Genomic DNA, 8,969 nt, shown 5'->3' with positions numbered 1-8,969 from the left:
GTTCAAATCCTGTCCCCGCAACCAAATACCCAAAACGGCCCGCCTCAGTGCGGGCCGTTTTTGCGTTTGCGGCCTGCCGCGGTTGAGTTTGGCATCTACGGCATCGACGGCGCCCGCTACCGCAGGCTTTCCAGCTCGCGGATTCGTTTGGCGCCGTCGGCCTCGAGCTGCCGGGTGACGGCACCGATCAGCGTTTCGGCAACGACGAAAAGGGCCGCCGAAGAGTCCCAGGCCGAGGGCACGGCGGTGCGCCCGGCGATGACATGGCGGGCGAAGCGAGCGATCGGCGACAGCCACTGGTCGGTGAACAGCACGATCTGCACGCCGCGCTGATGCGCCGTCTCGGCGAAACGGACCAAGCTGTCCTGGTAGCGCCTGATGTCGAAGATCACCAGCACGTCCCGCTTTCCCATGTCGATCAGCCGGTCGCGCCAGACGCTTTCCTGTCCGGCGAGGTGAAAGACATTGGGCTGGATGATGGCGAGGTGGGCGGCCATGTAGCGCGCCAGTGGATCGGTGAAGCGGCCACCGATCAGGAAGGTCTTGCCGCGCCGGTCGGCAAGCTTTGCGACGATGTCGGCAAGCTGTTTGTCGGACAGGTGCCTGAACGTCTCGCGCATGTTATCGAGCGTCGCCTCCAGCATCGGCGACACTGCGCCGCCGTTCGGCGATGACGGGTTGAGCGTCCGTGACGCCGGCGACTGCAGTTGCGCCGCCAGCTCGTCCTGCAGCGCCGACTGAAATTCCGGGTAGTTCTGCAAGCCGAGCCGGGCGACGAAACGCAGGATGGTCGGCGAGGAAACGCCGGCGGCAGCTGAGAACTCGGCGACCGTCTTCAGGCCGATCAGCGGGTAATTGGCGATCAGCGTTTGCGCCGCGCGGCGCTCGCCCGCCGGCATGGTGCCGATGCGGTCCGAGATCAGTTCGGCAATGCTCGAAATCATCTTTTGCCACCCTGGCCGTTTTGCCGAAATCGCATTTGACCCGAAATCGCGTTTGACAAAGCCGGATAAACTGTATGAAATCATCCACAGGGACGCAATGAGACAAAATACGTAATATACGATACAGCGCTCCCCGGGGACTGAAAACAATGGAGACAGCACGGCCCGCCAGCCTTGCATCGCCTGAAACCGTGAGGGTGACCAACCCTGGCGGATCGAACCCTTTCTTGCTGACCTGCGATCACGCCTCCAACTTCCTGCCGCCGGAATTCGGAACGCTCGGCCTTGCTGCCGGAGAGCTTTCCCGCCACATCGCCTGGGACCCCGGCGCGCTCCCGGTCGCCCGCCGCATGGCCGAGGCGCTTGACGCCACGCTGGTCGAGACCCGCATTTCGCGCCTTGTCATCGACTGCAACCGGCCACTGGACGCGCCCGACCTGGTGCCGCCGGTCAGCGAGACCACGGCCATTCCGGGCAATACCGGCCTGTCGGAAAAGCAGCGCGCCGCGCGCATCGCTCTGTCCTGGCAACCCTTCCATGATGCGGTCGCGAGTATCATCGACAAAAGGCTGGCGCGCGGGTTCGAGACGCGGCTGGTTTCAATCCATTCCTTCACCCCGGTCTACAAAGGTATGAGCCGGCCCTGGCACATCGGCATCATCCATGACGAGGATCGCCGGCTGGCAGCGCCGCTTGTCGCCGCGCTGCAGCTCGCCGGTGTCACGGTCGGCATCAACGAACCCTATTCGCCGGCCGACCGCGTCTATTTCACGCTGGAACGGCACGCGCGTCCGCGGGGGCTACCCTGCGCGATGATCGAAATCCGCAACGACGAAATATCCGACGAAGCCGGGCAGCGAAAATGGGCGGATCTGCTCACGGGGATTTTGTCCGATCTCGAGCCGTCATCCGGATCCCAGGGATCTGGCCGGCGCGGGCTCGGCCATCCGGTGGAACCGGTCAACTGACAAGAAGAAGGGGACTTTCAAATGGCAGGCGGTAATACGAAGCAAGTCGGCAGCGTCGCATACGCGAAGCGCGACAAATCTTATTTCGAGGACCGGCAACTGGTGCGTCACGCCAATGTCTGGCATCTCTGGGCGCTCGGCGTCGGTGCCGTCATATCGGGACATTTTTCGGGCTGGAATTTCGGATTCGGGACGGGCGGCTGGGGCGGTATGCTGGTGGCCGGCATCATCATCGCCATCATGTATATCGGCCTCGTCTTCTCGATCGCCGAGATGAGCCCGGCTTTGCCGCACACCGGCGCTGCATACTCCTTCGCCCGGACGGCGATGGGGCCATGGGGCGGCTTCATCACCGGACTTTGCGAAAACGTCGAGTATGTTGTGACGCCCGCCGTCATCGCCTTCTTCATTGGCTCCTACATGGGAGGCATCTGGTCGGTCGCCTTTCCCGACTCCAGCGTCTGGCCACCACTTTGGTGGCTGGTGACCTATGCCGTGTTCCTGGCGCTGAATATTTTCGGCGTCGCGCTGTCCTTCCGCGTCACCCTGGTCGTGACGCTGCTGTCGCTCGCCGTGCTGATCGTATTCTGGATCAGCGCCATTCCGAGCATGGACTTTTCGCGCTGGGCGCTGAACATCGGTGTCGGCCCGGACGGAGCGGCGATGGAGCTTTCCGAAGGCAATGGCTCGATGTTCCCGTTCGGCTTCTCGGGCGTGCTGGCGACGCTGCCCTTCGCGGTGTGGTTGTTCCTGGCGATCGAGCAGCTTCCGCTGGCGGCCGAAGAATCGGTCGACCCCAAGCGCGATATGCCGCGCGGGATTATCGCCGGCATGCTGACGCTGATCGTCTCGGCCTTCATGATCGTGCTGCTCAACCCGTCGGTCGTCGGAGTCGGTTCCTTCAAACTCGCCACTTCCGGCGAGCCTTTGCTTGACGGGTTCCGGGCTATTTATGGCGACTCGGGCGCAGTGCTGCTTGGCCTCATCGCGCTGATTGGGTTGATCGCAAGCTTCCACACCATCATTTTCGCCATGGGCCGCCAGGTCTATTCGCTGAGCCGCGCGGGCTATTTCCCGTCGGCGCTGTCGGTGACCCACAAATCCTACAAGACTCCCTATGTGGCGATGTTTGCGGGCGCCATCGTCGGCTTCGGCATCATGCTGATCATGTGGTTCGCGCTCGGCGGCGATACGGCCGGTTCGCTCATCGGCTCGGTGTTGCTGAACATGGCGGTGTTCGGGGCGATGTTCTCCTACATCCTGCAGGCGGTGTCCTTCATCATGCTGCGTCAGAACCAGCCGAACATGGATCGTCCTTATCGCAGCCCGCTCGGCGTCCCGGGCGCCGTGCTGACGATCGTCATCGGCGTGGTCACCCTGCTCTACCAGATTCAGGACGCGAACTTCACCAAGGGCGTGGTGTGGGTGGCGCTGTGGTTCGCCATCGCGATCGTCTATTTCGGGCTGGTCGGCCGTCACAAGCTGATCCTGTCGCCGGAAGAAGAGTTCGCGCTGGAGCACGCGCAGAAAGCCTGATCTGTCTCGAACCCAAAAACACCCGGCCGCTTCTCGCGGCCGGGTCCAGATTTGAACTCTCGAAGCGCCACAAAGGCGGCGGAGCTTGCAAGAATGGCCGGAAATTTTTCGTTCGATCAGTTGAAGAAAGCGGTCTCCAGCGGGGAGGTCGACACGGTGCTCGCCTGCATCGTCGACATGCAGGGGCGGCTGGCGGGAAAGCGGTTCCTGGCCCAGTATTTCGTCGATTCCGCCCATGACGAGACGCATGGCTGCAACTATCTATTGGCCGCCGACATCGATATGGAGCCGGTGCCCGGCTATAAGGCGGCGAGCTGGTCGAAGGGTTACGGCGACTTCGTCATGAAGCCCGATCTGTCGACGCTGCGGCGCATTCCATGGCTGGAAAAGTCGGCGCTGGTGATCTGCGACGTGCTCGACCACCACACCCATGATGACCTGCCGCATTCGCCGCGCGCCATCCTGAAGAAGCAGGTCAAACGGCTGAGCGAGCGCGGCTATATCGGCTATTTCGCCTCCGAGCTCGAATTCTATCTGTTCAGCGAAACCTACGATTCCGCTCGCAAGAAGCACTGGCAAGGCCTCGACACAGCCTCGCCCTATATCGGCGACTACCAGATCGGCATCACCACCAAGGAAGAAGGCGTCATGCGCCGGCTGCGCAACGAGATGGAAGCGGCCGGCATACCGATCGAGAACTCCAAGGGCGAGTGGGGTCCGGGCCAGGAAGAAATCAACGTCCGCTATGCCGAGGCGCTCGACATGGCCGACCGCCACGTCATCCTGAAGAACGGCGCCAAGGAGATCGCGGAGTCTGAAGGCAAGGCGATTTCGTTCATGGCCAAGTACAATTACGGGCTGGCCGGCAATTCCAGCCACATCCACAATTCGCTGTGGAGTGCCGACGGCAAGACGCCGCTTTTTTATGACAAGAATGCCGAATGGACGCTGTCTACGCTCGGCCAGCAATGGGCGGCGGGCCAGCTCAAATACGCCAAGGAATTCACCTGGTTCCTGGCGCCCTACGTCAACTCCTACAAGCGCTTCCAGGCCGGCACTTTCGCGCCGACCAAGATCATGTGGAGCGAGGACAACCGCACCGCCGGTTTCCGCCTGTGCGGCGAGGGCACCAAGGGCATCCGCATGGAATGCCGCATCGGCGGCGCCGATCTGAACCCCTATCTCGCCTTCGCCGCGCTGATCGCGGCCGGCCTTGCCGGCATCGACGAAAAGCTTGAACTGCAAAAACCCTTCGTCGGCGACGCCTATCAAGCCTCCCAGCTGCCGGAAATTCCGAAGACCCTGCGGGATGCCACCGAGACGCTGGCGAAATCGGAGATGCTGAAGCAGGCGCTCGGCGACGGCGTGCTCGAGCATTATGTCCATACGGCACACTGGGAGCAGTTCGAATACGACCGCCGCATTACCGATTGGGAACTGCACAGAGGGTTCGAGCGGTACTAAACTACGCCAGTGCTACCGTTTGGCCTTTGGTGCCGGACGGACGGGCGGCCCAAACCGAGATTGTCATTAACCGTGAGGACTCAAAGGAATGACCGAAACGGTCAAGATAAAATCTCCCGTCGATGGTTCGATCTATGCCGAGCGGCCTGTGGCCACGGACCAGGCGATCAATGCGGCGGTCGAGCGTGCCAAGGCGGCGCAGGAGAAATGGGCTGAGACACCGATCGTCGAGCGCGGCAAATACATGCTTGCCATGTTGGAAGCGTTGCTCGCCATGACCGACGAGATCGTGCCGGAGATCGCCTGGCAGATGGGTCGTCCGGTGCGCTATGGCGGCGAGTTCGGCGGCGTCAGGGAACGTACCAGCTACATGGTCGAGATCGCCGAAGCGGCACTCAAGCCGGTCCTCGCCTCCAATCCGAAGGACGGGTTTCGCCGCTATGTGAAGAAGGTGCCGCTCGGCGTGGTCATGGTGATTGCGCCGTGGAACTATCCCTATCTCACCGCCGTCAACACCATCGTGCCGGCGCTGATGGCCGGCAGTGCCGTCATCCTTAAGCATGCGGCGCAGACGCTGCTGGTCGGCGAACGTTTTCAACAAGCGTTCGACAAAGCAGGCCTGCCTAAGGGTCTGTTCCAGAACCTCGTCATGAACCATGTGCAGACCGAAAAACTGCTCGGCTCGGGCAAGATCGACCATGTCAATTTCACCGGCTCGGTTGGCGGTGGCCGCGCCATCGAAAAGGCCGCGGCAGGCACCTTCATGACGCTCGGCCTCGAACTCGGCGGCAAGGACCCGGCCTATGTCCTGGCCGACGCCAAGATGGATCATGCCGTCGCCAACCTGGTCGACGGGGCCTTCTACAATTCCGGCCAGTGCTGCTGCGGCATCGAGCGCGTCTATGTCCATGAGAAGGTCTATGATGAATTCATCGAAGGCTTTATCGCCGAAACCAAGAACTACGTCGTCGGCAACCCACTCGACCAGGCGACGACGATGGGGCCGATGGCACAGGCGCGCTTCGCCGACCTGATTCGCGAGCAGAAGGCCGAGGCGCTGCGCAAGGGCGCCAAGGCCCACATCAACATGAAGGTTGCCAATGACGAGCAAGGCTCGCCCTATCTGGCGCCGGAAGTGCTGACCGGGGTCGATCATCAGATGAGTGTTATGCGCGAGGAAAGTTTTGGGCCGATCGTCGGCATCATGAAGGTGCGCAACGACGAAGAGGCGATCGCGCTGATGAACGACAGCCCCTATGGGCTGACAGCCTCGATCTGGACGCCCGACACCGAGCATGCGGCGGCGATCGGCGATCGCATCGAGACCGGCACCGTGTTCATGAACCGCTGCGACTATCTCGATCCGGCGCTGGTCTGGACCGGTGTCAAGGACACCGGCAAGGGCGCCGCACTGTCGGCCATCGGCTACGACAATCTGACCAGGCCGAAATCATACCATCTACGTGAAGCCATCTGATTTTTCGAAAGATCAAAATGACAAAATTGATTTCCAAATGGAACTATCCGACAACCGTGCGCTTCGGCGCGGGGCGCATCAAGGAATTGCCTGATGTGCTTGATGCCACCGGCATCAAGCGGCCGCTCTTCGTTACCGATCCGGGGCTAGCCAAGCTGCCGGTGGTCGCCTCGACGCTGAAGATCCTCGACGACGCCAAGGTACCCTATGGCGTGTTTTCCGAGGTCAAGCCGAACCCGGTCGACTCCAACCTGACCGCCGGCATTGCCGTGTTCCAGAAGGGCAAACATGACGGCGTCATAGCCTTCGGCGGCGGCTCGGCGCTCGACCTCGGCAAGCTGATCGCCTTCCAGGCAGGCCAGGCGCGGCCGGTCTGGGATTTCGAAGATATCGGTGACTGGTGGACGCGCGCCAACTCCGATGCCATCGCACCGATCATCGCCGTGCCGACCACCGCCGGCACCGGCTCGGAGGTCGGCCGCGCCGGCGTCATCACCAATGAAGCGACCCACACCAAGAAGGTCATCTTCCATCCGAAACTTTTGCCGGCCATCGTCATCGCCGATCCGGAGTTGTCGGTCGGCATGCCGGGCTTCGTCACCGCCGGCACAGGCATGGACGCGCTTGCTCACTGCCTCGAGGCCTATTGCGCGCCGGGCTATCATCCGATGGCCGACGGCATCGCTGTCGAAGGCGTGCGGCTCGTCTTCGAGAACCTGCCGAAGGCCTATGCCAACGGTAAGGATCTCGTCGCCCGCGCCAACATGATGAGTGCGGCCGCCATGGGCGCCGCCGCTTTCCAGAAGGGGCTGGGTGCCATCCACTCGCTGTCGCATCCGATCGGCGCGCTCTACGACACCCATCACGGCATGACCAACGCCGTGTTCATGCCTTATGTGCTGGCTTTCAACCGCGAGGCCATCGAGGTGCGCATCGCCCGGCTCGCAGCTTATTGCGGCATCAAGGGCGGCTTCGACGGCTTCGCCAAGGCCGTCATCAAGCTTCGCAAGGAATTGAAGGTGCCGCACGCGCTGCCGGGCCTGATCAAGGGGCTCGACATGGACAAGAAGCGCAAGGGCCTGATCGCCGACATGGCGGTGGTCGATCCGACCGCCGGCGGCAACCCGGTCAAGCTGACCAGGAAGGCGGCGCTGACGCTGCTCGACAATGCCATTGCCGGCACCGTCTGAGACGGTTTTGCGCGCCGAAAGTTGATCTGGGAAATTGAGGGCAAGGAAAGGGGAAAAGATGAAAGGTGAGACAGAAATTCGTTAGCCGGAAAAATAATCGCGGAGCGATTGCTACAGCCGGTTAAAAAGAGTTTACTTTTTCGTACTGCAGGGCATCGCTTTCACAAAGCTTTCATCGGGCTGTCACACGAAAACGATACCGCATCGCAGGCGTCCAACGGCGTCAGTTCAACGGAGAGAACACATGTTCAAATTCACGGGAAAAGTGCTTTCCCTTACGGCCGTCGCCCTGATGGCGACCTCTGCCATCTCGTCGGCGCAGTCCATGGATGAACTGGTCGCCGCCGCCAAGGCGGAAGGCCAGCTCACCACCATCGCGCTGCCGCACAGCTGGTGCGGCTACGGCGACGTCATCGCCGGCTTCAAGGCGAAGTATCCGGAAATCACCATCAACGAGCTCAATCCCGATGCCGGCTCCGGCGATGAGATCGAGGCGATCAAGGCCAACAAGGACAATAAGGGCCCGCAGGCGCCTGATGTCATCGACGTCGGCCTGTCCTTTGGCCCGTCCGCCAAGGCAGACGGCCTGATCCAGCCCTACAAGGTGTCGACCTGGGATACGATCCCTGACAGCGCCAAGGACGCCGACGGCTACTGGTACGGCGACTACTACGGCGTGCTCGCCTTCGGCGTGAACAAGGCCGTCGTGCAGAACGCACCACAGGACTGGGCTGACCTGCTGAAGCCGGAATATGCTAACTCGGTGGCGCTCGCCGGTGACCCGCGCACCTCGAACAACGCTGTCATGTCGGTCTACGCTTCGGGCCTCGCGGCTGGCGGTACCGGCGGCCAGGACGCCGCCGCCAAGGGTCTGCAGTTCTTCAAGCAGCTCAACGATGCCGGCAACTTCGTGCCGGTCGACGGTGAAGCGGCAGCTGTCGCCCAGGGCACGACGCCGATCGTGATGAACTGGGACTACAACCTACTCGCCATGCGCGACAAGATGGCCGGCAATCCGGAAATCGAAATCGTCGTGCCAAAGGGAGCAGTGGTCGCAGGCGTCTATGTACAGGCGATCAGCGCCTATGCGCCGCATCCGAACGCCGCCAAACTGTGGATGGAGTATCTTTACTCGGACGAAGGCCAGCTGGGCTGGCTGAAGGGCTACTGCCACCCGATCCGCTTCAATGATCTCGCCAAGAAGGGCGTGATCCCGAAGGAGATGCTGGACAAGCTGCCGGCCGCCGAGAACTACGAAAAAGCGATCTTTCCAACCTTGGAGGAACAGAACGCCGCCAAGAAGGAAATCAGCACGAACTGGGATGCCATCGTTGGCGCCGTCGTGAAGTAATTCATAGGGCGCCGGACGTTCGCCGGCCGGCGCCCTATG

Annotated in this window: 7 protein-coding genes; 6 read left to right on the top strand and 1 reads right to left on the bottom strand. The window is 61.9% G+C overall.

Annotated elements, in window-relative coordinates; all coding sequences use genetic code 11:
• Positions 1 to 116: 116 nt before the first annotated feature.
• Positions 117 to 944: a MurR/RpiR family transcriptional regulator gene (locus CIT31_RS02115; RefSeq protein WP_095517261.1), complete on the bottom strand. Its 828-nt coding sequence runs from the start codon at positions 942 to 944 to the stop codon at positions 117 to 119.
• Positions 945 to 1,093: 149 nt separating this feature from the next.
• Between CIT31_RS02115 and CIT31_RS02110 the strand changes: the two genes are divergently transcribed.
• The 6 genes from CIT31_RS02110 to CIT31_RS02085 all read left to right on the top strand — a co-directional run bounded on the left by CIT31_RS02110 (position 1,094) and on the right by CIT31_RS02085 (position 8,930).
• Positions 1,094 to 1,912 carry an N-formylglutamate amidohydrolase gene (locus tag CIT31_RS02110; protein WP_095517260.1) on the top strand — a complete coding sequence of 273 codons (819 nt, stop codon included), beginning with the start codon at positions 1,094 to 1,096 and terminating at the stop codon, positions 1,910 to 1,912.
• Positions 1,913 to 1,933: 21 nt separating this feature from the next.
• Positions 1,934 to 3,448: an amino acid permease gene (locus CIT31_RS02105; RefSeq protein WP_095517259.1), complete on the top strand. Its 1,515-nt coding sequence runs from the start codon at positions 1,934 to 1,936 to the stop codon at positions 3,446 to 3,448.
• Between the two features lie 93 nt (positions 3,449 to 3,541).
• A complete protein-coding gene (locus tag CIT31_RS02100) occupies positions 3,542 to 4,912 on the top strand; it encodes a glutamine synthetase family protein (protein ID WP_095517258.1) in 1,371 nt (456 codons plus the stop codon).
• Between the two features lie 88 nt (positions 4,913 to 5,000).
• A complete protein-coding gene (locus tag CIT31_RS02095; RefSeq protein ID WP_095517257.1) occupies positions 5,001 to 6,389 on the top strand; it encodes an aldehyde dehydrogenase family protein in 1,389 nt (462 codons plus the stop codon).
• A 17-nt stretch (positions 6,390 to 6,406) separates the two neighbouring features.
• Complete coding sequence (locus CIT31_RS02090; protein ID WP_095517256.1) at positions 6,407 to 7,579, top strand: iron-containing alcohol dehydrogenase; 1,173 nt, start codon at positions 6,407 to 6,409, stop codon at positions 7,577 to 7,579.
• A 244-nt stretch (positions 7,580 to 7,823) separates the two neighbouring features.
• Positions 7,824 to 8,930 (top strand): ABC transporter substrate-binding protein, encoded by a 1,107-nt coding sequence (locus tag CIT31_RS02085; protein WP_095517255.1) that lies wholly within the window; start codon positions 7,824 to 7,826, stop codon positions 8,928 to 8,930.
• Positions 8,931 to 8,969 lie beyond the last annotated feature (39 nt).

It is taken from the genome of Mesorhizobium wenxiniae (genome assembly GCF_002284535.1).
Classification (GTDB): Bacteria; Pseudomonadota; Alphaproteobacteria; order Rhizobiales; family Rhizobiaceae; genus Mesorhizobium; species Mesorhizobium wenxiniae.
This window is presented reverse-complemented; position numbering and strand designations above follow the sequence as displayed.

Coding starts and splice junctions, on each gene's coding strand:
- CIT31_RS02115 (WP_095517261.1), bottom strand. CDS start 944: ATGATTTCGAGCATTGCCGAACTGATCTCGGACCGCATCGGCACCATG.
- CIT31_RS02110 (WP_095517260.1), top strand. CDS start 1,094: ATGGAGACAGCACGGCCCGCCAGCCTTGCATCGCCTGAAACCGTGAGG.
- CIT31_RS02105 (WP_095517259.1), top strand. CDS start 1,934: ATGGCAGGCGGTAATACGAAGCAAGTCGGCAGCGTCGCATACGCGAAG.
- CIT31_RS02085 (WP_095517255.1), top strand. CDS start 7,824: ATGTTCAAATTCACGGGAAAAGTGCTTTCCCTTACGGCCGTCGCCCTG.
- CIT31_RS02100 (WP_095517258.1), top strand. CDS start 3,542: ATGGCCGGAAATTTTTCGTTCGATCAGTTGAAGAAAGCGGTCTCCAGC.
- CIT31_RS02090 (WP_095517256.1), top strand. CDS start 6,407: ATGACAAAATTGATTTCCAAATGGAACTATCCGACAACCGTGCGCTTC.
- CIT31_RS02095 (WP_095517257.1), top strand. CDS start 5,001: ATGACCGAAACGGTCAAGATAAAATCTCCCGTCGATGGTTCGATCTAT.